This window comes from Ruegeria sp. CE12, from assembly GCF_056537525.1.
In genome coordinates, this window is the sequence record NZ_JBQFRS010000001.1 from 454,896 (window position 1) to 479,639 (window position 24,744).

The window sequence follows — 24,744 nt, forward strand, 5'->3', positions numbered from 1 at the left end:
GGGTTTCAGTACCCGCTGTCTGTTGTCAGAATGAAATGACCCGGCTCCACTTCGTGATAGACCGAAGGCTCGGGCTCATATCCAATTGGATGAATTGGCGAAGGGATCGGCTTGAAATTCAGATCCTTTTCTGACTTTCGCTTATTGGGGTCTGCAATCGGAACTGCCTTCATCAAGGCCTGAGTGTACGGGTGTTGAGGATTCTCAAAGACGCGCGCACGCGGTCCCAATTCAACGATCCGGCCCAGATACATGACGCCTACATGGTGGCTGACACGTTCGACCACGGCCATATCGTGTGAAATGAACAGGTAACTTAGGCCAAGTTCGGACTGAAGCTCCATCATCAGGTTCAGAACCTGCGCCTGAACGGATACGTCCAGCGCCGAAACCGCCTCATCCGCGATGATCAGCTTGGGATTTAGTGCAAGTGCGCGCGCAATCGCGATTCTCTGCCGCTGACCACCGGACATCTCATGCGGAAAGCGTCGCATAAAGCTGCGCGGCAGGTGCACTTTGTCGAACAATTGCGCAACACAATCCTGAAGTTCCGTGCCCGAAGCGACGCCATAATTGCGCATCGGTTCTGCCACCTGATCCACCAGTTGCATCTGCGGGTTCAGCGAGGCGAACGGATCCTGAAAAATCATCTGCATGTCCAGACGGGCCTTACGCAGTCCGCCCTGATCCAGCTTCATGATATCGACGCCATCCAGATCGACCTCGCCAGACATCGGCTCCACGAGGCGCAGAATAGAACGGCCTGCTGATGACTTCCCGCAGCCGGATTCGCCGACCAAACTCAGCGTTTGTCCCTTGTTCAAAGTGAACGAGACATCTTCGACTGCGTGCACATTGGAAATCGTACGGCGCAGCAAACCGCCTTTGACCGGAAAGCGCGTCGTCAGGTTTTTGACCGTCAGCAGAACCTCTTCGGTGCCAGGGATTGGCGCGATATTCTGGCCTTCGACTCCCAACAGCTTCATTGGTTCAGGCGCGGCCTTGCCTTGCATTTCACCAAGCTTCGGAACCGCAGCCAGCAGCGCTTTGGTATAGTCATGCTGAGGGTTCTCAAAGATCTCTTTGACCGACCCCTCCTCGACCTTGTTGCCGCGGAACATGACGACGACCCGGTCAGCCATCTGGGCCACAACCGCCATATCATGGGTGATGAACATCACGGCCGTGCCGGTTTCCCGCTTGAGGCGATCCATCAGGGCCAGAATCTCGGCCTGAATGGTCACGTCGAGCGCTGTCGTCGGCTCATCCGCGATCAACAGGCGTGGCTCGCAAGCCATGGCCATGGCGATCACAACGCGCTGTCGCATGCCGCCCGACAATTCGTGCGGGTATTGCTTCATGCGGCGTTCGGGTTCGGGGATTCGGACCTGACGCAACAATTCCAGGGCTCGTGTTTCGGCCTCGGATTTGGACATGTTCTTGTGGATGCGCAGCCCTTCGGTCAGCTGGCGTCCGACGGTAAACACCGGGTTCAGGGCGGTCATCGGCTCCTGAAAGATCATTCCGATCTCGTTGCCGCGAATCTGTTTCATCAGATCCTGATCGGCTTTGGACAGGTCCATCTCTTCGCCATCACGCCGGTCGAACAGCAATTGGCCACCCGCGATTTCACCACCGCCAAACTCGACCAACCGCATCAGCGAAAGCGAGGACACCGATTTTCCGGATCCTGATTCGCCAACAATACAAACGGTTTCACCCGGATTTACTTCGAACGAGACGTCTTCGACCCCGACGACGGGTCCATCTTTGGTTTGAAATTCAACCCGCAGTTTTCTGATCTGGGCAATTGGCTGGTCCAGCACGCGCACGCTCCCCTTGGCGGCTTATATTTTTTTGATTGCCAAACGCTAAGGCCGCAAAGCGGGAAAAGTCAAACGCATTACCGAATTTCGCAGCGGCAAGGCTTGCAATTTTCAGAAACTCTGTTTCGATACGCCGCGTAACCGTTTTTGGGAGAGGGCGGAAAACACGAAACGTGAATTGCATTTATGTTTCATTTCAGCGCCTTGCACCCAGGTACGGCAACGCCAAATCCGCAGGCCTTGCGGAGATAATCGAGACACGCAAGTGTCCAACATGGAGTGTATGATGAAAATCAAGACCCTTTTGCTTGGTGCGATCGCCAGCACGGCTATGGCCCCGATGGCCTTTGCCGAGCGTGGATCGGACGGCAATGTCAGCATCATCTATTGGCAAGCACCCTCAATCCTGAACCCGTTCCTGTCGGGCGGTACCAAGGATGTGGAATCGGCCTCGCTGGTGATCGAGCCTCTGGCTCGTTACGACCAAGACGGCAACATGGTTCCCTTCCTGGCGTCCGAGATTCCTACAGTTGAAAATGGCGGCGTCAGCGAAGACCTGACCTCGATCACCTGGAAAATCGCACCCGGCATCAAGTGGTCGGATGGAACACCGTTCACCGCTGCAGACGTTGTATTCACTGCTGATTACTGCATGGACCCCGAAGGTGGCTGTGCGCAGGTAACCAAATTCGAAGGCGTTACCTCGGTAGAAGCTGTTGATGATATGACTGTCAAAGTCACATTCGACGCGCCTACCCCGTTCCCCTACGGACCGTTTGTTGGCGGCGAGAGCCCCATCATCCAGAAAGCTCAGTTTGAAAACTGCATGGGTGCAAAGGCCCCAGAATGCACCGAGCAGAACTTTAACCCGATCGGCACAGGCCCGTTTGTCGTCACCGAGTTCAAGCCGAACGACGTGATCACCTTCAAGGCCAACGACAACTATCGTGATCCTGCAAAACCAGCCTTTGCGACCGTGACCTTCAAAGGTGGCGGCGATGCAACCGCGGCTGGCCGTGCAGTCATGGAAACCGGCGAGTTTGACTACGCATGGAACCTGCAGCTGGCGCCCGAAGTGATCGCGCAAATGCAGGAAGGCGGCAAAGGTACCCCGGTCGCAGGCTTCGGCCCGCTGGTCGAGCGTATCATGATGAACCAGACCAATCCGTCGCCCGAACTGCCGGAAGGCGAGCGTTCGACAGCCAAGCATCCGCATCCGTTCCTGACGGACCCGGCTGTTTACAAAGCGATGTCGCTGGCGATCGACCGTCCGCTGCTGGTTGAAATCGGCTACGGTCAGGCCGGTAAGGTCACCTGTAACTGGGTTCCGGCTCCTGCTGCGTTCAACTCGACCTCAATGACCTGTGACAAGCAGGATATCGAAGGTGCGAAGAAACTGCTGGATGACGCAGGCATCGTAGATACTGACGGTGACGGCGTTCGTGAAAAGGACGGTGTTCCGCTGAAAATCGTCTACCAGACCTCGACCAACGCTGTTCGTCAGGACTTCCAGGCGCTGATCAAAGAGTGGTGGAGCCAGATCGGTATCGAATCCGAACTGCGCAACATCAACGCATCGGTATTCTTTGGTGGTGACCCGGGCTCGCCGGACACTTTCCAAAAGTTCTATGCTGACGTTGAAATGTATGCCAACACCTTCAACGGCACCGACCCGCAGTCCTATCTGGGCAACGGTCTGTGCGACAAAGCTCCGCGTCCTGACTCCCAGTGGCAGGGTGAAAACATCAGCCGCTTCTGCAACGAGGAATTCGACAAGCTGCATGGTCAGCTGGCCGAGACCGCAGGTCTGGAGCAGCGCGCTGAGATCGCGAAAAAGCTGAACGACATCATGGTTGAAAACGGCGGTATGATCCCGCTGGTACACCGTGGCCGTCTGTCGGCGCATTCGAACACGCTGGGTGGCGTTGTCCTGAACGTCTGGGACAGCGAACTGTGGAACATCGCTGACTGGTACCGCAAGACCGGTTCCTAAGCGTTAGCCTTGCAAAGCCGCGTCCCGATCTTTATCGGGGCGCGGTCTTTCGCATATTCCACCAACAAGAAGACGCATATAAAGGCGCCTTTTAATGCTCAACTTCACTATCAGACGACTGATACTGGCCGTTCCAACGCTTCTGTTCATCAGCCTCGTCATTTTCCTGCTCCTCGAGTTCGCACCAGGCGATCCAATGGCGCAGGTTCCGCTCACTGTTCCCCCCGAAGTCAAAGAAAAGATGCGCGAGGCACTTGGCCTCGGTCAGCCGATGCATATCCGGTTCTGGAAATGGATCGTGCAGTTTTTCTGGATTGAACCGCAGGTGCTGATCGACTCGATCTTTGGCACAACCTTCTCCGAAGGTGATCTGCGCGTGATTTCGTGGCAAACCCGTTCACCCGTCATGGACATCGTCGTTCAGCGTATCCCGCAGACCCTGTGGGTTGTTGGGACCGCCTATGTGGTCGCCATCCTGATCGCCCTGCCCATCGGTATCTATTCGGCCTATCGCCAGTATTCCTGGTTCGACCAGATGGGTACTTTCGTCTCAATGGTCGGATTCTCGGTCCCACCCTTCTTCTCGGGTGTTCTGGTGATTGTGATCTTCTCGGTTCAACTTGGCTGGTTCCCGTCTATCTATGACACCACCCATGTTGTCGACAGCTGGGACAGCTTTGTCGTTCAGCTGAAGCAAATGATCATGCCTGTCATGGTTCTGGCACTGCAGATCACGGCACAGCTCAGCCGCTTCATGCGCGCCTCGATGCTGGACAACCTCAATCAGGACTATGTGCGCACAGCGCGCGCCAAGGGCCTGAGTGAATATACGGTCGTCATGGTGCATGTCCTGCGCAACTCGATGATCCCGGTTGTCACGGTCATTGCCCTGGGTATTCCCGCCATCTTCGGCGGCGCAATCATCACCGAGCAGGTGTTCAAGGTAAACGGTATCGGTCAACTGCTGATCGGCGCCATTCAGGCCAACGACCTGCCGATGGTCCAAACCCTGACCTTCATCTTTGCCGTGCTGATCGTGCTGTTCAACCTGATCGCCGATGTACTTTACGGCATTCTGGACCCGAGGATTCGCTATGACTGATCATGATCGTACCGACACTCTGGTCCCCGACGAAGGTCTCGCGCCTGCATCAACGGCCTTGCCAACCACGGATGTGATGGAAGAGCTGGCTACCCCACCGCGCAGCCAATGGCGCGACGTTTGGGATCAGTTCAAAACACACAAGGGTGCAATGCTGGGGGCGATGTTGTTCATCTTCATCGTCGCGGCAGTCTATCTTGGCCCCTATATCTGGACGATTGATCCGACCCAGATTGACATCCGGGCGCGGAATCAAGGGCCCAGCCTTGCGCATCCCTTTGGCACAGATCAACTGGGCCGCGATATCATGGCGCGTATGATGGCAGGTGGTCAAACCTCGGTTTCGGTGGGCATCACTGCGATGCTGCTGGCACTGTTGCTGGGGTCATTGATCGGGGTTGTTGCCGGGTTCTTCAAACGCCTTGACGGGCCGCTGATGCGCCTGACCGACCTGTTCCTTGCCCTGCCCTTGCTGCCGCTGCTGCTGGTCATGATGTTGCTGTTCCGTGAACCTCTGTCTGCAGCATTCGGGCTTGAGCGTGGTATCTTTATCCTGATCGTAACAGCGATTGGCGTGACATCCTGGATGCCCACCGCACGGATTGTTCGTGGTGATGTTTTGGCGATCAAAGAGCGTGAATTCGTTCTGGCTGCACGTTCCATTGGCACGAGCAACACGCAGATCATCACGCGTCACATATTGCCCAACGTTCTGTCACCCATCATGGTGTCTGCAACACTGGGCATCGCAACGGCGATCATTACGGAAAGTGCCCTGTCGTTCCTCGGTCTCGGGTTCCCGCCCGATTTCCCGACATGGGGACGACTGCTGTTCGATGGGGTCGACTATCTGCAGCAATACCCCGAGCGTGTTTTTTGGCCCGGTCTGGCGATCTCGCTGACCGTGCTCAGCGTCAACTATCTGGGCGATGGCCTGCGCGACGCGCTTGATCCACGTATTCGCGGGCGCTGACAAAAACTGACCGGTGCGCACCTGCGCACCGGTCTATTCACTGTTCAACACACCAGTTGATGATTCTTGCAAATTCTAGTGACGACTTCGTTTAGCGGCTTTCTATTCTCAGCCGCCCATATGTCCGGACTTGTTGTGGATTTGACTGCAATCCCACGATCAAAACACTAAACAACCGAGACCAAAATGCCGCGGTCTGACATCGTGTGCAGTAGCAGTTTCCAAAGCCGCTAGACTTACCATAACAAAAAATTAATTTTGCGCGCAGCAGGCTTTCATCGCCACGAAAATGACAACTTGCGCGTGAATTGTACGCGCAATCAAAATCGCCGAATTTGAGGCAGACACATGGCTACGACGACATACATTCCAAGACCTTCTTCATCCTCGCCAGTCAGCGCTATTCAGGGTAATCGTGCATACGGAGATGGCAACCCAGCAACTGTCACCACCATCACCTATAACTTCGGAAAACTGTCCGACACGCAGAACTGGACCTCCGAATATAAGGCCGAATTCCGTGCCGCCCTTGCGGCTATCGAAGCCATAGCAAACATTCGGTTTGTCGAATCCTCATCATCTTCAGCCGATCTGGTCGAGTATATTGCACCTGCTTCGTCCTTTTCGTCTCCCAATGTCCTGGGTTTTCATTTTGGACCGTCAAGTAGACCTTCGACCGGAGCCTACAACACGAACTACTGGAATGCCGGTCCCGGCGGCAACGGCGATCCAGGCGGGTATTTCTTTACGACACTCATTCATGAGCTAGGTCACGCGCTGGGACTGGGGCATCCACATGACACCGGGTTTGGTACGACCGTGATGACTGGTGTTACCTCGCCCTTCAACTCATTTGGCGTTGGCTCGCTCAACCAGGGCGTCTACACCGTCATGTCGTACAATGATGGTTGGACTTCAGCGAGTGGAATTCTGCCTAGCAATTCGACATTTGGCGGATCCACCGGCTTCGGGGCTCTGGACATTGCCGCACTGCAAGCAATGTACGGCGCGAATACCACCACTAACTCCGGCAACAACGTTTATACCCTTCCGTCCGCAAACGTTGCGGGCACAGGGTATCAGGCGATCTGGGATACGGGTGGCAACGATACCATCCAGCATCTGGGCAGCTCGGACGCACGGATCGACCTGAGACCCGCAACTTTGGACTACACGGCTACCGGTGGCGGTGTCGTATCATCCGCAGCCGGGGTAAGGGGCGGATTTACAATCGCCCACGGCGTCACCATCGAAAACGCATCAGGCGGGTCCGGCAATGATACGATCTATGGCAACCATGCCCAGAACGTTTTGCGTGGCAACAACGGGAACGACACGATTTACTCGCTTTCCAACGGAAGCAACAACAACACAATCTATGGCGGGCACGGGAACGACACGGTCTATCTCGCGCACGGTACCGGCTCCGATCAGGTATTTGGCGATCAGGGCAACGATATAGCGATCGTGACAAGTAATGACGGCTCGTTTTACGGGGGATCCGGTACGGATACCATCAGGTTTACAACCGCGATCAGCAATTATCTGTTCCTGAGAAACGGAACCAGCTACGAGTTTTTGAACGTCATCACACGTATCACCTTCACCATCGCAAATGATGTTGAGCTGATCCAGTTCCTGAACGGCGTGCAACAGTTAACCTGGTCGAACATCGCAACTGCCATGCAACTGTCTGACGTCGATACAACGGGTACGACGCTGCAGCATGCGGACCACGGTATCTACGTACTGGACTCAGCCGGCTCGAACGTTGCGTTGACCTTGCGCGGTGAGGTGATCGGGGCAGGCTCGATCGCAGGCTGGCAAGCCATTCAGGCCGAAGCTTCAGGCGGCGGCTACCGCGTTCTGTGGATAAACGCAGACGGCAGATTTGGGGAGTGGACGGTCAACAGCCAGGGGCAACACACCTCTGACCGGATTATATCCAACGTTGTGGATGTCGAGACATTCTATAACGCCGACCTGAACGGTGACGGAACCATCGGGCACAAGACCACAAGCATCGAAAGCGATGGCTCCGTGGCGCTCTCCTCCTCGACCCGCAGCGGCTATTTGGTCAATGGCAACATCGAACTGACCCGAGACGGCGCCAATGCCGGACCGGGAAGCTTTCCGGGCTGGGAGGCTATCCACGCCGAAGCGATCACAGGTGGCTTCAAAGTTCTCTGGAAAAACGCCAACGGAAACTACGGCGAATGGATCACCAACGCGAGTGGTGCCTATATTAGTAGTACTGCGATCGACAACGTTGTGGATGTCGAAACGTTCTACAATGTCGACCTGAACGGGGACGGCACGATCGGCCACAAGACAACCAGCATCGAAACGGCCGGTTCCGTAACGCTCGCATCTTCTACCCGCGGCGTCTATCTGGTCAATGGCAGTGTCGAACTGACGCGTGATGGTGCCAAAGCCGGTCCCGACAGCTTCCCCGGCTGGGAGGCCATCCACGCCGAGGCATTCAATGGCGGCTTCAAGGTGCTCTGGAAAAACGCGGCTGGAGAATATGGCGAGTGGATCACCAATGCGGCCGGTGAATACCAGAGCAGCGCCAGCCTCGATAACTTTGTGGATGTCGAAACATTCTACAATGTCGACCTCAACGGGGACGGCACGATCGGGCACAAGACAACCAGCATCGAAACCGCCGGTTCCGTAACGCTCGCGTCTTCTACCCGCGGCGTCTATCTGGTCAATGGCAGCGTCGAACTGACGCGTGACGGTGCCAAAGCCGGTCCCGACAGCTTCCCCGGCTGGCAGGCCATCCAAGCCGAAGCGTTCAATGGCGGCTTCAAGGTACTCTGGAAAAACGCGGCTGGAGAATATGGCGAGTGGATCACCAATGCGGCCGGTGAATACCTGAGCAGCGCCAGCCTCGACAACTTTGTGGATGTCGAAACGTTCTACAATGTCGACCTGAACGGGGACGGCACGATCGGGCACAAGACAACCAGCATCGAAACCGCCGGTTCCGTGACGCTCGCGTCTTCCACCCGCGGTGTTTATGTGGTCAATGGCAGCGTCGAGTTGACGCGTGACGGCGCCAAAGCGGGCCCAGATAGCTTCCCCGGCTGGGAGGCCATCCACGCCGAGGCATTCAATGGCGGCTTTAAGGTACTCTGGAAAAACGCCAACGGAGACTATGGCGAGTGGATCACCGACGCTAGTGGTGCCTACATCAGTAGTGCGACGATCCCTGATGTCATCGATGTGGAAGCCTTCTATGGCTACGATATTAATGGCAGTGGTACTGTAGGGTACGAGCTTCCGAAAATTGCGCAGCAATCATCTCCTGCTCAGAAACTCGCACCAGAAGGCGAGAATTCGGGCGAGGCCGGATGGGCGGGTACAGTCGATGTTCTCGAATTTGTGCCGAATGTGACTGCGGAAATCGTTGATGAATTTCTATCCGTCGTGTTCGGTGCAGGTGAAACCAAGATCGCAGGCATTTCTGTTCCGACAAAACTGGTCGATGCGTCGTCGAACAGCGATTTGGCGAACGAGACAGATGCGGTAACAGATCTGATGATTGCGAACCTGCTGGAAGAGGATAGCTTCCTGCTCTGACACCCGCTTCAGATATGAAGTCATCGATGGGCGTGGTTGCGGGTGAATTCGCGACCGCGCCCATTTCACAATTTGAAACCCGATTTGTCGGTGAGTTCTGTTTTTTAGATCCTGCCGATGGCGCTCAATCGGGCCCAAGTTCTATAGTCAGACCAAGTTTATTTGCATTCCTGCAGATGCTTCTGCCAGCAGTCTCTGAGCTTACTCCAACCGGCGGCGTATGCGTCGAATTGCGAACCAGACTGCAAGTACCACCGGCACTGTCACGACTGCCGTCAACATCCCCTTGCTGATTCCAGTTTTGGTGATCGGATAAAGCAGATAGCTGGCCAGAGAGACTGCATAGTAACTGATGGCCACCACAGACAATCCTTCCACCGTATGCTGCAGTCTAAGGGCCAGATCGGCGCGGCGATCCATGCTTTCAAGTAATGCCTGGTTCTGCGCACTGCGCTGAACATCTACGCGTGTCCGCAGCAATTCACCCGCTCGGATCGCTCGGTCAGACAGGGCTTGCAGACGCCGCTCCGTGGATTTCACGGTGCGTATAGCAGGGTCATATCTGCGCATCATAAAGTCAGCAAAGGTTTGACGACCATAAAAGCGCTGCTCTCGCAGAACCTCGATCCTCTGGTTTACAATCGCTTCATAGGCTCCGGTTGCTCCAAAACGAAACGAGCAACGAGCTGAGAGTGTCTCAAGCTCGGTCGACGTTGACAGGAGTTGGGGCAGCAATTCGTCCGGTTGGGTGGCATCGTCCGTCATCTCGACCATCAGATCAGTAAGACGTTTGTCCAGTTCGCCGATGCGCCCCATGAGGCTTTTAACCCGGGCAAAGCCCAACATGGACATGGCCTTGTAGGTTTCGATCTCACACAGCCGCTGAATAATACGGCCAGTTCTGCGTCGCCCGGTTCCGTCCGAGACAAAGAGCGCGAAACGCATGTGCCCTGCCGGATCAATCCGAAAATCACTGGCACAAACTGCTGAGTTGTCCAATACGTTCGCCACGGCCAGACTTTCGGGTTCAAACCACTCCGACAATGCCGCCACAACTTCCTCATCATCCCGACGCTTGACCACTCGCAACATAGCCGAGGTAATCCTCTGCCCCGGGCTATTCATCAACCAATCCTGAGGGAACACTTCGAAATCAGCCGGGTTGAACGGGCGATCACTGACATTCTGCGTGATCGCTGTATAGGTGACGAACTCGGTATGTTGCTCCCACTTTAGCCAGTGGCGTCCGATCTGCCCTGCATAATGCGTGGCCCCAGGCTGGGGGTGTTGCGCGCCATGACGGTCCAGCAGATCTATCAGGTGCGCCATATCTTCGTTCCGATCTCGGGCAACTGCCTCGACCGGTTTCTTGATAGCAAGAAAGACGACAGTGCATGGCGCCTTGGCCACCGGAAAGGGGCGCGCGTGCAGTTCATTGGCCAGCGCATAGCGCAGAGGATGGTCGTCGATGGGTGTCATTTTGTATTCCCTGAGTTCCCGGGAACTATACGCAGCGTCACAAATACATCAATTATCTTTTTATTTCATATACTTACATGGATACCACAGTATACAAGCCTGCTATCTTATTGATTTGGTTGCCACAGCTCGATCGGGTTGCCTTCCGGATCGTGTATTCGAGCGAACTTGCCAACCTCACTATCCCACTCGGCACGGGTCTCTACGGCTATGCCAGCAGATTCTAACTGAGCAATCATGGCCTCCAGATCATCGACACGGAAGTTAATCATCCACTGCTGCTGGGGCCGGCCGAAATAGTCGGTGTCCTGTGCGAAAGGAGCAAAGACTGTGTAGCCTTCGCGCTGTTTCCACGGCACCGGTACATAGTGATTTACGCCTAGGTGCTTTTCGTACCACGCGCTTAACGCTTCCGGGTCACGGGCGCGGAAGAACAGCCCGCCTATACCGTTCACTTTCTCCATGGGGCACCTCCTATACGAGCAGAGTACACCAAAAACAGAAAAGGCGCCCATATGGGCGCCTTTCCGAGAGTTATCCGAACCGGATCAGTCGATCATCGGCAGCAGCTTGTCCAGCGACTCCTTGGCGTCGCCGTAGAACATCCGGGTGTTCTCTTTGAAGAACAGCGGGTTTTCGATGCCCGAATAGCCGGTGCCCTGACCGCGTTTGGACACAAAGACCTGCTTGGCCTTCCAGCATTCCAGAACCGGCATGCCGGCGATGGGGCTGTTAGGATCTTCCTGCGCCGCAGGGTTCACGATGTCGTTCGAGCCGATGACGATGGCCACATCCGTGTCCGGGAAATCGTCGTTGATCTCGTCCATTTCCAGAACGATGTCGTAGGGCACCTTCGCTTCGGCCAGCAGAACATTCATGTGACCCGGCAAACGACCCGCAACCGGGTGGATCGCAAAGCGCACCTCTTTGCCCTTGGCGCGCAGCTTACGGACCAACTCGGAGACAGACTGCTGCGCTTGCGCCACCGCCATGCCATAACCGGGGATGATGATCACACTGTCAGCATCGTTCAGAGCCGCTGCAACACCATCTGCGTCGATCGCTACCTGCTCGCCCTCAACGGCCATCTGCTCGCCCTGAGGACCTCCAAAGCCGCCGAGGATCACGCTGACAAAGTGACGGTTCATCGCCTTGCACATGATGTAGGACAGGATCGCACCGGACGAGCCCACCAGCGCACCGACCACGATCAGCAAGTCGTTGCCCAGCGAGAAACCAATCGCCGCGGCCGCCCAGCCCGAGTAGCTGTTCAGCATCGACACAACCACCGGCATATCGGCGCCACCAATACCCATGATCAGGTGATAGCCGATGAACAAAGCCGCCAGCGTCATCAGGATCAGCGGGAACAAACCACCCGAAGCTGTGTACCAAATCAGGCAGATCAGCGAGAGACCCGCCGCCGCCGCGTTCAGCGCGTGACCGCCGGGCAGTTTGGTCGCTGCCGAGGTCACCTTGCCCGCGAGCTTGCCATAGGCCACGACCGAACCTGTAAAGGTGATCGCACCGATGAAGATGCCCAGGAACAGCTCGACATGCAGGATCGCTAGTTCGGCCGAGGTTTTCTTGGCGATCAGCTTGGCAAATGCGCCCAGATCGGACAGATCCGCCTGAGACGCGCTGTCGGCGATTGCCATGACCTGAGCCACGTTGCCGATTTCAAAATGCGCGTTGAAGCCGACGAACACAGCCGCCAGACCAACCAGCGAGTGCATGGCGGCAACAAGCTGCGGCATCTCGGTCATCTGCACGCGCTGCGCGACGTACTGACCGATGAAACCGCCACCGGCGATCAGCAGCAACGACAGCAACCACAGGCCCGAACCAGGCCCGACCAGCGTGGCAAAGACCGCCAGTGCCATACCGACGATGCCATACCAGACCGCGCGCTTGGCGCTTTCCTGGTTAGACAGACCACCCAGCGAAAGGATGAAAAGGACAGCCGCAACGACGTAGGCGGCAGTAGTGAAGCCAAATTCCATGTGCCCGGCCTCCTTAAGATTTCTGGAACATGGCGAGCATGCGCCGGGTTACGAGGAAGCCACCGAAGATGTTGATCCCTGCCATAAAGACAGACAACGCCGCCAGCAGAATGACCAGGAAAGACCCCGATCCGATCTGCATCAAGGCCCCGACTATGATGATCGACGAGATCGCGTTGGTGATCGCCATCAGCGGTGTGTGCAGGCTGTGTGCAACGTTCCAGATCACCTGGAAGCCCACAAAGATGGCCAGCACGAAGACGATGAAGTGCTGCATGAAGCTTGCCGGAGCGATCAGACCCACCAGCAACATCAGCGCGCCGCCGACACCCAGCAGGGTGAACTGTTGCTTGGTCTGCGCCTTGAAGGCCGCGATTTCCTGCGCCTTCTTCTCCTCCGCGGTCAGTTCCTTGACCTCGGGCTTTTTCTGCGCCGCGATCGCCTGCACCTTGGGCGGAGGTGGCGGGAAGGTGATTTCGCCCTCATGGGTCACGGTCGAACCGCGGATCACGTCATCTTCCATGTCGTGATTGATCTGACCGTCTTTTTCCGGGGTCAGGTCAGTCATCATGTGACGAATGTTCGTCGCGTAAAGAGACGAAGATTGCGCGGCCATCCGGCTGGGGAAGTCAGTGTAACCGATGATAGTGACACCGTTGTCGGTCACAACCTTTTCATCCGGCACTGTGCCTTCGACGTTGCCGCCACGCTCTGCCGCCAGGTCAACGATGACCGAACCCGGTTTCATCGCCTTGACCATATCCTCTAGCCACAGCTTGGGCGCCGGACGGTTGGGGATCAGGGCGGTGGTGATGACAATGTCCATCTCAGGCGCAAGCTCACGGAACTTGGCCAGCTGCGCGTTGCGGAATTCTTCCGACTGAACCGAGGCATACCCGCCGCTGGCCGCACCGTCCTGCTGTTCTTCTTCGAAATCCAGATAGACAAATTCAGCGCCCATGGACTCGACCTGCTCGGCCACTTCGGGGCGCACGTCAAACGCATAGGTGATCGCACCTAGCGACGTGGATGTTCCGATGGCCGCCAGACCAGCGACACCCGCACCGACAATCAGAACCTTTGCAGGCGGAACCTTCCCCGCTGCCGTCACCTGGCCGGTGAAGAAGCGACCAAAGTTGTTGCCCGCCTCGATCACCGCACGGTAGCCCGCGATATTGGCCATCGACGAAAGTGCGTCCATCTTCTGCGCACGCGAAATACGCGGCACCATTTCCATGGCGATGACGTTCGCGCCCTTGGACTTGGCCAGCTCCATCCCTTCTTCGTTGCCCGCTGGGTTGAAGAAAGAGATCAGGGTTTTGCCCTTGGTCAGACGCTTGAGTTCTGTCTCGGTGGGCACCCGAACCTTGGCAATGATATCCGCTGTCTTCCACAGCGATGCCGCTGTTTTGATGATCTCAACGCCAACGGCCTCATAAGACGCGTCCGAAAAGCCGGCAGCCTCACCCGCTCCTTTTTCAATGACGCATTCATAGCCGAGTTTCTGCAGCTGCACAGCCGAATCCGGTGTCATTGCGACCCGGTTCTCACCATCCAGTATTTCTTTTGGTGTGCCTATTTTCACCGGCAGGTCCCCCTAATTGTCACTCTGATTGAGCGGGTGGTCGGTATTGTTTGTTAAGCAAAAGATACATCTTGCGCAACATTATTTCGCAGTCGCAGCAATTTTTACGTTGTGTCACGTTCTGATGTACCTCAAACCCAACGGCGTGTTTTCTGTTCGTATCGAGCAAAATCCGCTCGAAATGTCCGGCGCAACCGATCCTCTTCGGGCAGGATGAACCTGCGTTCGATGATCCAGACAAAGATTGGGATCAACACCAGTGAAGCGATTGCATCAAAACGCAAAATCAACCCGGCAAGGATCAAAACGTCGCCAACATAAATTGGATTTCGGCTACGTTTGTAGATACCGGACTGGACGAGTGCGGAAGGCGTTTCATGAGGTATGATCGTTGTGCGGTGTCGACGAAACTCGACCGCTGCCAAGACAACGACCAGTATGCCGCCACCAATCAATATTCCACTGAGAAGACCCGTAAATCCACCTTTCAGGGATAATCCCAAAGGCAGGTATTTGGCCTGTAGCCATGAAAGCAGCACAAAGCCCAGAAGCCAAACGGGCGGGACATCGATCCGGCGCATGAGCATTCCCTGTGAATGACGACATGCACCGACACATGTCGCTTCTGACAGACGTCCTACCGCTTTTGCGCTTATTTGGCAAAACATCAGGTTGTCGCATCGGGTTTTTTCTTTACCTGAAAGCGATAACAACCAAGGCAGAAGCTTTGATACTGTCAGAACGCGCCTGAAATTCGCGCTTAGCATTGCTTTCAACCATGCGATCTGCCCGTCAGCGCTGCGATAATGGACAGCTAAGGCCCAATCGGATACGTCAACCACAACAATAAATTCCGCCTAAAGCTTCAGGGAGCTTCCATGACAGATTTTGCCGCCACCAAGGCCATGTTCGAACTGCCCGAAGGGGTGCTGTATCTGGACGGTAACTCTTTAGGACCACTTCCAAAAGCCGCCGGAGAGCGCGTTCAGAATATGTTAAGCGCAGAATGGGGGCAGATGCTGATCACCGGCTGGAACAAGGCCGGATGGATGGGGCTGCCAACAGGCCTTGGCGACCGCATCGGTCGCCTTATCGGAGCAGAGGCAGGCGCTGTTGTGGTGGGCGACACTTTATCGATCAAAGTCTACCAGGCGGTCGCCTCAGCGCTCGAACTCAATCCACAGCGCAAGGTTGTACTATCAGACAACGGAAACTTTCCTTCAGATCTGTATATGGTTGATGGATTGTTACGCTCATTGGGGGCGGACTACGAACTGCGCGTTGTTGATCCCGAGCAGGTTGCTGAAAACATTACCGAAGATATCGCCGTTCTGATGTTGACCGAGGTGGACTATCGGACCGGACGCATGCACGACATGAAGGCGCTCACCGAACTGGCACATGCCAATGGCGTCGTTACGGTTTGGGATTTGGCGCATTCCGCTGGTGCGATCCCGGTTGATCTGTCAGGTTGCAACGCCGATTTCGCCGTTGGCTGTACCTACAAATATCTGAACGGCGGTCCCGGCGCGCCTGCATTTATCTACGTTGCACCGCGTCTTGCTCAATCCGTGCGCCCCGCCCTGTCCGGTTGGCTGGGCCATGAGGCACCGTTTGCATTCGATCTAGATTACCGCCCCGGGAGCGGTATCGAAAGAATGCGCGTTGGTACCCCACCGGTTATTCAGATGACCGCACTGGCGACAGCGATGGACATCTGGGACATGGCAGACATGGCCGATGTTCGTGCAAAATCCATTAAGCTGACCGAACTGTTCATCAAACGGGTCGAGGCAACCTGCCCCGAGCTGGAACTGGCCAGCCCACGCAACCCCGAGCTGCGGGGCAGTCAGGTGTCGTTCAAATTCACCGATGGATACGCCGCCATGCAAGCCCTAATCGCACGTGGTGTGATCGGAGACTTCCGGGCACCAGACATTATGCGATTTGGCTTCACACCGCTTTACGTTGATGAAAACGATGTTGAGCAAGCGGCTGAAATCGTTGCCGACATCATGCGCAACAGATTGTGGGATGTTCCGGAATACAAGGTCCGTCAGCGGGTTACCTGACTTCCAAACCAGCACCGATAAGCGCTGCCAGTTGAGCAGTGCGCTTTTCGAACTCGTCGGCGCTCGAAGCGGTCATCTTGATCCCTTTGAGCGTCGCAGTGATGGTTTTGGCCGTCTCATGCGCTTCATCAAGCAGCCTTACACGCCCGTCTGCATGTTCCCGGGTTAGCCAGTTTGCGAACAGATCCGTAAGTTCCGTTTCACCCTGCTCGACAATATCGATGGACATGGATTTGGTCGTATCGAGCATCTCAAGACCATGCGGTGACGCCAGAATAGCGGCCATGCCATCAATCTGCGCGTTGATCGCCTTCTCCAGAATCTGCGACACGGTACCTTCACCATTCAGTGCGTCTGCAACAGAAGCGGTCTTTTCGACGTAGTGCAGCTCGGTGAGCTTACGAACAATCGCCTCTTTGTTCTTGTAGTGCAGATAGACGGCAGGCCGCGACATTCCGGCCCCGCGCGCTATGTCATCCATCGAGGTTTTGCGAAATCCATAAGCTGAAAAGGCCTGAAAGGCCGACGTCAGAATGGCCTTTTGCCGCGTATCGTCGATCAAATCCGTCATAACCGAACCTCTGACATTTTTTGTATATTTTGTCAATTGACACACTGACATTTTTCACCAATTATGTCAGAAACCAGCCACAGCCAAGAGAGGTGCGCCATGGCGACGACCCTGAAGATCAACGGAACATCACATCAGGTCGACCTGCCCGATGATGTGCCCCTTCTCTGGGTACTGCGGGATGAAGTTGGCTTAACCGGAACGAAATTTGGCTGCGGAGTGGCCGCGTGCGGGGCCTGCACCGTCCACATCGATGGCGAGGCGGTACGTTCATGCCAGGTAGCACTGTCTGATGTCTGGGGTGACGTTACCACAATCGAAGGCATCGGCTCTCCGGATTCGATGGCGGCAATTCAGCAGGCCTGGGTTGACCACCAGGTGGCGCAATGTGGCTACTGCCAGTCGGGCCAGATCATGCAGGCGGCCGCGTTGCTTGCCGAGAACCCAAGCCCCTCAGACACTGACATAGACGACGCAATGCAGGGAAACCTCTGCCGCTGTGGCACCTATCCTCGTATTCGCGCGGCGATCCACGACGCCGCTGCAAAACTGAAGGAGGCCTAAGCAATGGCACGCATTGGAAAAATCCTTCGCCGTACATTCCTGATTGGTTCTGCCGCAATCGCCGGAGGCGTGGCCTTTGGCGTCTACTACGTCAATCGCCCTGCACCGAACCCGTTGAAACCAGGCGAAGGCGAGGCCGCACTGAATCCATTCGTTTTGATTGATCAGAACGGCGTCACCCTGTTCGCCCCACGCGCTGAAATGGGTCAGGGTGTCAAAACCACTTGGGCCGCATTGATTGCTGAGGAGCTGGATGTGGATCTTGACCAGGTCACCGTTCTGCACGGCCCGGCAGCAGCCGCCTACTACAACTCGGCTCTGATGGGTGAGAGCCTGCCAAACAAGGGCTACGATATCTCGGACTTCCAGCACAATCTGGGTGAGGCACTGGGTGTTGTCGGCCGGGCGCTTAGTTTGCAGGTCACCGGCGGCTCTACGTCGATGAAGGATGGCTATGAACGCATGCGCGAGGCAGGCGCATCGGCCCGCGAAACGCTGAAACTGGCGGCGGCAGAACGTCTGGGTGTTGATCCCACGCAGTTGAAAACCGCCTCAGGTCACGTGATTGCACCGAACGGAGACAAAATCGCCTATACCGAACTGGCGGCGGATGCGGCCACACTCGAGCCGGTTGAGGCACCACTGCGCGACCCGTCTGAATGGCGTTATCTGGGTCAATCCCAACCGCGTTTGGACATGGCCGAAAAAGCGACCGGTACCGCCGAGTTTGGTGTTGATGTTCGCCTTCCCGATATGAAGTTCGCCAGCGTTCGGATGAATCCAAAACTGGGTGGCACCATGAACGGCTTTGACGACAGCGCGGCAAAAACCATGCCTGGCGTCGAAAAGATCGTCGATCTTGGTAACGGAGTGGCCGTCATCGCCAACAACACGTGGCTTGCCAACCAGGCTGTCGAAGCGATTGACGTGGACTGGGGCGATGCGCCCTACCCGCCCGAAACCGACGCGATCTTTGCCAGCATTGCCAAGGCATTCGACGACTCTCCAAATTCGACCATGCGCGATGACGGAGACGTTGATACCTTGCCCGAAGGCGCAACGGAAATCACCGCCGAGTATCAACTGCCTTATCTGGCGCATGCCACGATGGAGCCAATGAATGCAACTGCGCTGTTCACCGGGACAAAGCTGGATCTGTGGTGCGGAAACCAGGCACCAACACTGATCCAAATGCGTGTGGCAAATGTCGCCAATCTGGACACCGAAGCGGTTGAGATACACACCACCTATCTTGGCGGTGGCTTTGGCCGGCGCGGTGAACTGGATTTCGGTGAAATCGCAACCAAGGTTGCCATGACGATGCCCGGAACGCCGGTGCAAACCACTTGGAGCCGCGAAGAAGACATGCGCCACGACTATTACCGCCCCGGAGCGCTGGCGCGGATGCGTGGTGCGGTTAAGGACGGAAAGGCTGTTCTGATTGATGGCAAGGTTGCGGCGCAGTCCTGTACGCAGCAAGCGGTCGGACGCTACACCGGCTTGCCAGCGGGTGGCCCAGACAAGGTGCTGGTCGAAGGATTCTTCAATCAGCCCTATGCGGTTCCGAACTACCGTATGAGCGGGCATATCGCTGCGCTTGATATCCCGGTAGGTTTCTGGCGTTCGGTCGGCAATAGCCACAATGGCTTCTTCCACGAGACCTTCATGGATGAGATGGCACATGCCGCGGGTCGTGATCCACTGGAATTCCGGCTGGAGCTTATGAAGAACGAGCACGCTCCCTCAGCCGGATGTCTGGAAGCTGTGCGTGAAATGTCAGGCTGGACCGGTAAGACACCCGATGGCGTTGGTCGCGGAGTGGCATTCACCTACAGCTTTGGCACACCTGTCGCGCAAGTGATCGAGGTCGTAGATGAGGATGGCACCATCCGCATCAACAAAGCCTGGATTGCCTGCGACATGGGTCTTGCGCTGGATCCGGAAAACGTCAAGGCGCAGATGTTCGGCGGCATGATGTATGGCCTGTCGGCGGCCTGTTTCGGTGAAATCACATTCTCGGAGGGTGAAGTCGAACAGTTCAACTTCCCTGATTATGAGGCCATCCGAATGCACACAGCACCACAAGTCGAAGTACGCGTGCTTGAAACCAATCGTCATATGGGCGGCGCAGGTGAACCCGGCACTCCACCATCGATGCCGGCTTTGGGCAACGCTCTGTTTGATCTGACAGGTGAGCGCGCACGCAGCCTGCCGCTCATCAATCAATTCGACATCTTGATCTAATCTGAACCGACTGCATCGGCTCTACCCTCATCGGGGCCGATGCAAAATGCTGCTGGTTGCTTGAGAGCTAGCTTACGCCATGCGCTTGATCAGCGGAGCTTTCGAGCCCGCTGACCATGCCTGAACAGCAGCGCCGAAGGCTTCGAACAGCGGTCGGGATACCGGGTCATTGGCAGCGTCCCATTCAGGATGCCACTGCACTGACAGAGTAAATCCGGGTGCATCCTTGATGTAAATCGCCTCTGGCGTTCCGTCAGGTGCATGACCGTCAATCACGACCCGTTGACCGACCGTCTTGATGCCCTGTCCATGCAACGTGTTGGTCATGACTTCGCACGCACCGAATATCTGCTGGAATACACCGCCCTCTTCCAACGTAACAACGTGGCGCAGAGCGAACTTTTCTTCCAGTGTACCGTCCGGCGGCATACGATGGTTCATGCGCCCGGGCAGGTCTCGAATTTCCGGGTACAACGTGCCGCCCATGGCGACGTTCACTTCCTGAAATCCGCGGCAGATTCCCAGAAACGGCTGGCCCCGTTCGACGCAGGCACGCACCAGGGGCAAGGTGATCGCGTCACGTGCGCGGTCGAACTCACCATGCGCTTCGGTCTCCGCTTCACCATATTCTTCGGGGTGCACATTTGGGCGCCCACCCGTCAGCAGAAATCCGTCACAAACTTCCAGCAACTCGTCCACTGAAACATAGCGCGGATCGGCAGGTATCAGCAGAGGAAGGCAATTCGATACATTTGCAACCGCGTCCGAATTCATAGTTCCGCCCGCATGTGTCGGATACTGATCGTTCATCAAGTAAGAATTTCCGATAATGCCGACGACCGGACGCACCATGCAAACCTCGCTAATCTTTGAAACTGCTCAAGCATTCATGCCAGTTTCACACAACTAATCAAAGTGCGTGGGCGCAGCTTGCACTGTGAATTTCTCAACAACTGTCGCCCAGCGCCCAAGATATGCCACAAATTTGGACAATTCAGGCAAAAAGCAAGTGATTGAGCGGAATACGATGACAACCAGCGTCCAAAATCGGAAAGCATCCGAACGGTTAGTGCTCAAAGGGTGCCTCAGTCGACCAGAGATCATTCTCGTCTCGATGCTGGTCTTGTCGGTGCTACTGTCGTTGTTGCTGTCTGTATTGAAAGCTCAACCGATTGCTTGGGGCGGTTTTGCGATGGGTCTGGCGCCGACGGTTGGGTTGCTTGCCGCTGGTCTTTACATTCGCCAATTCAAAAATCAGCCGCGCATCGCACAGCTTGCAATCGCTAACAGCCTGTTTCTCGGTTTCATGGGGATTACAACCCTGCTGATCTATCTGCGCTTTCCGATAGCCGAATTGTCGTTCGACAAGCTTTTGATGCAAGCGGATGCGGCTCTTGGGTATTCTTGGCCACAATTCCTTGAGGTGCTTGCAGCCTATCCCGATGTCGGTCGGGCGCTGAGCTATGTTTACCACAGTTCACTACCCCAACTGTTTATCATGGTTGGATATCTGGCGTTGACCGGACGGTCCGACGCATTGGACCAGGCCCTGATGGCGGGCACCTTCGGCCTGCTCTTCACAACACTGATCTGGTGGATTGTACCCAGCGTCGGGCCGTCGGTCTTTTACGACCTGCCTGTTGGGCTGGAAAAAAAGATCGATCTAGTGACCAACAGCACCTACGCACAAATCCTCCGCACGCTATCGGATCAGGGGCTTGCCGTAATTGCACCCTCAGACATCGTCGGGACGATTGCCTTCCCGTCCTATCACACGATCATGGCATTGCTGGTTGTGTGGTATCTGCGCGGTACGGCGCTGTTCATTCCGGCGTTGATCCTGAACGTGGCCATGGTTCCCGCCATCCTGTCACACGGAGGTCATCACCTTACGGACATGATCGGAGGAATAGTCGTTTTTGCTGTTTCAGCGTGGCTTGCGGCGCGTCCCATGTTGCGAGGCGCCGCAGACCAAGACTAAAGGGCGGATCAGATCTCGCCTGTAAGGCCAGCAGCCTCGATACCCGCCGTCGCAGCGGCGGCATCATTGTCCGAAGTATCCCCGGTCACACCAACGGCACCGATGATCGCACCCTTGCGATCACGCAACAAAACACCACCCGGGACGGGAATGACTTGCCCGCCATAGACGCCATTCACTGCAGCCATGAAATAGGCCTGACCCTCAGCACGCTGCATCTGCGCTGTACCCGCCATGCCCAGCATCACCGATCCATAGGCCTTACCATGTGCAATCGCGAAACGACCCGGCGCTGCGCCATCTTCACGCTCGAACGCGATCACGTGGCCACCCGAGTCCAGAACGACCACGGAAAGAGGCTTCAGCTCCATCTCGCGTCCTTGTTCCAGAGTTTTGCGAATGATCGTGCGCGCCTTGCGAAGTGAAACTGACATGTCCTGCCCTCTTGGATGAAAGTTCTGTTGGTGCTGCGGGGAACAACCCCGCAGCCGGGATTTAAGCGCTGGCCGCTTTCAGTTCCAGACGGCGTGCATGAAGTACCGGCTCGGTGTAACCCGACGGCTGCACGCGACCTTTGAAGACCAGATCGCAGGCGGCCTGAAAAGCGATACCGTCAAAGTTCGGCGCCATCGGGTTGTAGGCCGGATCATCTTCGTTCTGACGATCCACTACGGCAGCCATCTTCTGCATCGCCGCCATCACCTGCGCTTCGTCAACGACGTCATGATGCAACCAGTTGGCCAGCGCCTGGCTTGAGATACGGCAGGTCGCGCGATCCTCCATCAGACCGATATCGTTGATGTCCGGTACTTTCGAACATCCGACACCCTGATCAACCCAACGCACGACATATCCCAGAATGCCCTGAGCATTGTTCTCGATCTCGCGGGTGATTTCCTGATCGCTCAGATTACGGCCATCCAAAAGCGGAATGGTCAGCAGATCACCCAATGTGCGGCGAGCCCCGCCCGCAGCGATCTCATCCTGCCGCGTCAGTACATTTACCTTGTGGTAGTGGGTCGCATGCAAGGTCGCCGCTGTGGGGGACGGAACCCAGGCACAGGTCGCCCCAGACATCGGATGCCCGATCTTCTGCTCAAGCATATCACCCATACGGTCGGGCATCGCCCACATGCCCTTGCCGATCTGAGCCTTGCCCTTCAGCCCGCAGGCCAGACCGATATCCACATTGCGATCTTCATAGGAAGCGATCCATGGCGTATTCTTGATGTCCCCTTTGGGCAGCATCGGCCCCGCTTCCATCGAGGTGTGGATTTCATCGCCAGTCCGATCCAAAAAGCCGGTGTTGATGAAGGCTACACGCGATTTTGCGGCTCGGATGCATTCCCTGAGGTTCACCGAAGTCCGACGCTCTTCGTCCATGATGCCCAGCTTTACAGTGTTGCGCGGCAATCCCAGAATATCCTCGACCATGTCGAAGATCTGAACCGAGAACGCGACCTCTTCCGGGCCGTGCATCTTGGGTTTCACAACATAGACCGACCCGGCGACCGAGTTGCCACCTTCGCGCTGCAGGTCGTGCATCGCGATCAATGTGGTGCAGAGAGCGTCCATCAGCCCTTCGCCAATCTCGTTGCCGTCGGCATCCAGGACCGCGGGGTTGGTCATCAGATGCCCAACGTTACGCACCAGCATCAATGAACGCCCTTTCAGGGTATTCTGAGCTCCGTCAGCGGCGGTGAAGTCAAGATCGCCTGCCAGTTTTCGGGTAAAGGTGTTTCTACCTTTGGTTACTTCCTCGGTTAGGTCGCCTTTCATCAGGCCCAGCCAGTTTCCGTAGGCGACAACCTTATCGGCAGCATCAACACAGGCGACTGAATCTTCACAGTCCATGATCGTGGACAGAGCGGATTCCAGTCGTACGTCCGCGATACCAGCAGGATCAGAGGCGCCGATATTGCTGAAGGCGTCAATCGTGATCTGGATGTGCAGTCCGTTGTTCTTCAGCAGGACGAATTCGGGGGCACTTGCCGAACCTCCAAAGCCAACAAACTTGGCGGGGTCTGCCAACGCAGGTACCAGTGACCCGTCTACGACACTCAGGCCGCTGACATCGGCCCAGGATCCGGAAGCAAGCGGTACTGCATCATCCAGAAACGCTTTGGCCCATGCAATCACGCGCGCGCCACGTTCAGCATCGTAACCGCCACCCGATGGCAAATCGCCCATGGCGTCGGTTCCGTACAAGGCGTCATACAAGCTGCCCCAGCGGGCATTTGCAGCGTTCAGGGCAAAACGGGCATTGGTGATTGGCACAACCAACTGCGGACCCGGTGTGAGCGCGATTTCCGGATCTACACTCTCGGTTTCGATCTGGAATTCATCGCCTTCGTCTACGAGATATCCGATCTCACGCAGAAAAGACTGGTACTCTGCCGGATCAATGTTCTGCCCCTTGCGCGCGATGTGCCAGCCATCGACGCGGCCCTGAATGTCGGCGCGCTTGGCCAACAACTCTCGGTTTTTGGAGCCAAGTTCGGAGACCATCTTTGCAAGGCCAGCCCAGAACACATCCGGAGCTACACCTGTTCCCGGCAGCGCCTGTTGCTCGATAAAATCGGCCAATATCTGATCAACCTGCAGCCCGTTCCGGGTTTCTCTGCCGCTCATATTCCGAATCTCCCGCAATTGTGTGCCGTTGTATGCGCACATCAGTTAGGACGAAAGTTTCCGATAGGCAACTTGCGCCCTTACGTTTTGATTTTCAGACAGGATTGGAAACTGCTTCAAAAGCAGCAAGGC

At 56.1% G+C, this 24,744-nt stretch carries 18 protein-coding genes; 8 read left to right on the forward strand and 10 right to left on the reverse strand.

Going from position 1 to position 24,744, the window contains the following annotated elements:
* Positions 1 to 5: 5 nt before the first annotated feature.
* Entirely contained in the window at positions 6 to 1,826 is a 1,821-nt protein-coding gene (locus tag ACR0IO_RS02285; RefSeq protein WP_480739179.1) for an ABC transporter ATP-binding protein, read from the reverse strand.
* 286 nt (positions 1,827 to 2,112) lie between these two features.
* Here ACR0IO_RS02285 and ACR0IO_RS02290 point away from each other — a divergent pair, with 286 nt between their 5' ends.
* The 4 genes from ACR0IO_RS02290 (at position 2,113) to ACR0IO_RS02305 (ending at position 9,482) form a co-directional block, all read left to right on the forward strand.
* Entirely contained in the window at positions 2,113 to 3,819 is a 1,707-nt protein-coding gene (locus tag ACR0IO_RS02290; RefSeq protein ID WP_170332638.1) for a peptide ABC transporter substrate-binding protein, read from the forward strand.
* Between the two features lie 94 nt (positions 3,820 to 3,913).
* On the forward strand, positions 3,914 to 4,921 hold the full coding sequence (locus tag ACR0IO_RS02295) for an ABC transporter permease (protein ID WP_155147457.1): 1,008 nt from the start codon (positions 3,914 to 3,916) through the stop codon (positions 4,919 to 4,921).
* A complete protein-coding gene (locus ACR0IO_RS02300) occupies positions 4,914 to 5,894 on the forward strand; it encodes an ABC transporter permease (protein ID WP_155147455.1) in 981 nt (326 codons plus the stop codon). Before ACR0IO_RS02295 ends, ACR0IO_RS02300 begins: the two co-directional genes overlap by 8 nt.
* A gap of 348 nt (positions 5,895 to 6,242) precedes the next feature.
* Positions 6,243 to 9,482 carry a M10 family metallopeptidase C-terminal domain-containing protein gene (locus tag ACR0IO_RS02305; protein WP_480739184.1) on the forward strand — a complete coding sequence of 1,080 codons (3,240 nt, stop codon included), beginning with the start codon at positions 6,243 to 6,245 and terminating at the stop codon, positions 9,480 to 9,482.
* A gap of 201 nt (positions 9,483 to 9,683) precedes the next feature.
* On the opposite strand, the gene ACR0IO_RS02310 is transcribed toward ACR0IO_RS02305, so the two are convergent.
* The 5 genes from ACR0IO_RS02310 to ACR0IO_RS02330 form a co-directional block, all read right to left on the reverse strand.
* Entirely contained in the window at positions 9,684 to 10,961 is a 1,278-nt protein-coding gene (locus ACR0IO_RS02310; RefSeq protein WP_480739186.1) for a DUF3422 family protein, read from the reverse strand.
* A gap of 107 nt (positions 10,962 to 11,068) precedes the next feature.
* Complete coding sequence (locus ACR0IO_RS02315) at positions 11,069 to 11,425, reverse strand: VOC family protein (RefSeq protein WP_480739189.1); 357 nt, start codon at positions 11,423 to 11,425, stop codon at positions 11,069 to 11,071.
* Positions 11,426 to 11,509: 84 nt separating this feature from the next.
* Positions 11,510 to 12,964 (reverse strand): NAD(P)(+) transhydrogenase (Re/Si-specific) subunit beta, encoded by a 1,455-nt coding sequence (locus ACR0IO_RS02320; protein ID WP_155147445.1) that lies wholly within the window; start codon positions 12,962 to 12,964, stop codon positions 11,510 to 11,512.
* A 13-nt stretch (positions 12,965 to 12,977) separates the two neighbouring features.
* Positions 12,978 to 14,549, reverse strand: a complete 1,572-nt coding sequence (locus ACR0IO_RS02325; protein ID WP_480739191.1) for a Re/Si-specific NAD(P)(+) transhydrogenase subunit alpha — start codon at positions 14,547 to 14,549, stop codon at positions 12,978 to 12,980.
* A 131-nt stretch (positions 14,550 to 14,680) separates the two neighbouring features.
* A complete protein-coding gene (locus ACR0IO_RS02330) occupies positions 14,681 to 15,130 on the reverse strand; it encodes a methyltransferase family protein (RefSeq protein WP_155147441.1) in 450 nt (149 codons plus the stop codon).
* Positions 15,131 to 15,427: 297 nt separating this feature from the next.
* Between ACR0IO_RS02330 and kynU the strand changes: the two genes are divergently transcribed.
* Complete coding sequence (kynU, locus tag ACR0IO_RS02335; RefSeq protein WP_480739194.1) at positions 15,428 to 16,621, forward strand: kynureninase; 1,194 nt, start codon at positions 15,428 to 15,430, stop codon at positions 16,619 to 16,621.
* Here the strand turns inward: kynU and ACR0IO_RS02340 are convergent.
* Positions 16,614 to 17,192: a TetR/AcrR family transcriptional regulator gene (locus ACR0IO_RS02340; RefSeq protein ID WP_155147437.1), complete on the reverse strand. Its 579-nt coding sequence runs from the start codon at positions 17,190 to 17,192 to the stop codon at positions 16,614 to 16,616. The genes kynU and ACR0IO_RS02340 overlap by 8 nt on opposite strands.
* A 99-nt stretch (positions 17,193 to 17,291) precedes the next feature.
* Here ACR0IO_RS02340 and ACR0IO_RS02345 point away from each other — a divergent pair, with 99 nt between their 5' ends.
* On the forward strand, positions 17,292 to 17,756 hold the full coding sequence (locus ACR0IO_RS02345) for a (2Fe-2S)-binding protein (RefSeq protein ID WP_155147435.1): 465 nt from the start codon (positions 17,292 to 17,294) through the stop codon (positions 17,754 to 17,756).
* 3 nt (positions 17,757 to 17,759) lie between these two features.
* Positions 17,760 to 20,000 (forward strand): xanthine dehydrogenase family protein molybdopterin-binding subunit, encoded by a 2,241-nt coding sequence (locus tag ACR0IO_RS02350; protein WP_480739197.1) that lies wholly within the window; start codon positions 17,760 to 17,762, stop codon positions 19,998 to 20,000.
* Between the two features lie 72 nt (positions 20,001 to 20,072).
* Here the strand turns inward: ACR0IO_RS02350 and ACR0IO_RS02355 are convergent, their stop codons facing one another.
* On the reverse strand, positions 20,073 to 20,852 hold the full coding sequence (locus ACR0IO_RS02355) for a gamma-glutamyl-gamma-aminobutyrate hydrolase family protein (protein WP_155147431.1): 780 nt from the start codon (positions 20,850 to 20,852) through the stop codon (positions 20,073 to 20,075).
* A 175-nt stretch (positions 20,853 to 21,027) separates the two neighbouring features.
* Here ACR0IO_RS02355 and ACR0IO_RS02360 point away from each other — a divergent pair, with 175 nt between their 5' ends.
* A complete protein-coding gene (locus tag ACR0IO_RS02360; RefSeq protein WP_480739200.1) occupies positions 21,028 to 21,981 on the forward strand; it encodes a phosphatase PAP2 family protein in 954 nt (317 codons plus the stop codon).
* Positions 21,982 to 21,989: 8 nt separating this feature from the next.
* Here ACR0IO_RS02360 and ACR0IO_RS02365 read toward each other — a convergent pair whose 3' ends face one another.
* Positions 21,990 to 22,415 carry a GlcG/HbpS family heme-binding protein gene (locus tag ACR0IO_RS02365; RefSeq protein WP_480739202.1) on the reverse strand — a complete coding sequence of 142 codons (426 nt, stop codon included), beginning with the start codon at positions 22,413 to 22,415 and terminating at the stop codon, positions 21,990 to 21,992.
* Between the two features lie 61 nt (positions 22,416 to 22,476).
* Positions 22,477 to 24,612, reverse strand: a complete 2,136-nt coding sequence (locus ACR0IO_RS02370; RefSeq protein WP_480739204.1) for a malate synthase G — start codon at positions 24,610 to 24,612, stop codon at positions 22,477 to 22,479.
* Positions 24,613 to 24,744 lie beyond the last annotated feature (132 nt).

Bases quoted from the DNA above. Each gene is read 5' to 3' on its own strand.
- ACR0IO_RS02305 (WP_480739184.1), top strand. From the start codon at position 6,243: ATGGCTACGACGACATACATTCCAAGACCTTCTTCATCCTCGCCAGTC.
- ACR0IO_RS02355 (WP_155147431.1), bottom strand. From the start codon at position 20,852: ATGGTGCGTCCGGTCGTCGGCATTATCGGAAATTCTTACTTGATGAAC.
- ACR0IO_RS02330 (WP_155147441.1), bottom strand. From the start codon at position 15,130: ATGCGCCGGATCGATGTCCCGCCCGTTTGGCTTCTGGGCTTTGTGCTG.
- ACR0IO_RS02290 (WP_170332638.1), top strand. From the start codon at position 2,113: ATGAAAATCAAGACCCTTTTGCTTGGTGCGATCGCCAGCACGGCTATG.
- ACR0IO_RS02365 (WP_480739202.1), bottom strand. From the start codon at position 22,415: ATGTCAGTTTCACTTCGCAAGGCGCGCACGATCATTCGCAAAACTCTG.
- ACR0IO_RS02350 (WP_480739197.1), top strand. From the start codon at position 17,760: ATGGCACGCATTGGAAAAATCCTTCGCCGTACATTCCTGATTGGTTCT.
- ACR0IO_RS02300 (WP_155147455.1), top strand. From the start codon at position 4,914: ATGACTGATCATGATCGTACCGACACTCTGGTCCCCGACGAAGGTCTC.
- ACR0IO_RS02295 (WP_155147457.1), top strand. From the start codon at position 3,914: ATGCTCAACTTCACTATCAGACGACTGATACTGGCCGTTCCAACGCTT.
- ACR0IO_RS02360 (WP_480739200.1), top strand. From the start codon at position 21,028: ATGACAACCAGCGTCCAAAATCGGAAAGCATCCGAACGGTTAGTGCTC.
- ACR0IO_RS02370 (WP_480739204.1), bottom strand. From the start codon at position 24,612: ATGAGCGGCAGAGAAACCCGGAACGGGCTGCAGGTTGATCAGATATTG.
- ACR0IO_RS02340 (WP_155147437.1), bottom strand. From the start codon at position 17,192: ATGACGGATTTGATCGACGATACGCGGCAAAAGGCCATTCTGACGTCG.
- ACR0IO_RS02315 (WP_480739189.1), bottom strand. From the start codon at position 11,425: ATGGAGAAAGTGAACGGTATAGGCGGGCTGTTCTTCCGCGCCCGTGAC.
- kynU (WP_480739194.1), top strand. From the start codon at position 15,428: ATGACAGATTTTGCCGCCACCAAGGCCATGTTCGAACTGCCCGAAGGG.
- ACR0IO_RS02345 (WP_155147435.1), top strand. From the start codon at position 17,292: ATGGCGACGACCCTGAAGATCAACGGAACATCACATCAGGTCGACCTG.
- ACR0IO_RS02310 (WP_480739186.1), bottom strand. From the start codon at position 10,961: ATGACACCCATCGACGACCATCCTCTGCGCTATGCGCTGGCCAATGAA.
- ACR0IO_RS02320 (WP_155147445.1), bottom strand. From the start codon at position 12,964: ATGGAATTTGGCTTCACTACTGCCGCCTACGTCGTTGCGGCTGTCCTT.